Source organism: Sporosarcina sp. 6E9 (genome assembly GCF_017921835.1).
GTDB lineage: Bacteria > Bacillota > Bacilli > Bacillales_A > Planococcaceae > Sporosarcina.
Genome location: NZ_JAGEMN010000048.1, coordinates 1 through 237 on the forward strand (window position 1 = coordinate 1; position 237 = coordinate 237).

A 237-nucleotide genomic window follows, 5' to 3' on the forward strand; every position below is an offset into this window, starting at 1 on the left:
AGTTTGTCCATGCGGACAAACTGATTATTCGGTATTAGCCCCGGTTTCCCGGAGTTATCCCCATCTGCAGGGCAGGTTGCCCACGTGTTACTCACCCATCCGCCGCTAACGTTTTAAGAAGCAAGCTTCTTAAAACATTCGCTCGACTTGCATGTATTAGGCATGCCGCCAGCGTTCGTCCTGAGCCAGGATCAAACTCTCCATAATAGAGAAACTTGAATAGCTCGAGTTTCATTT

1 rRNA gene is annotated in these 237 nt (G+C 48.1%); it reads right to left on the bottom strand.

The window, feature by feature from the left end:
- Positions 1–207: ribosomal RNA gene (locus tag J4G36_RS18380) — 16S ribosomal RNA — on the bottom strand; the annotation flags it as partial.
- Positions 208–237: the final 30 nt, after the last annotated feature.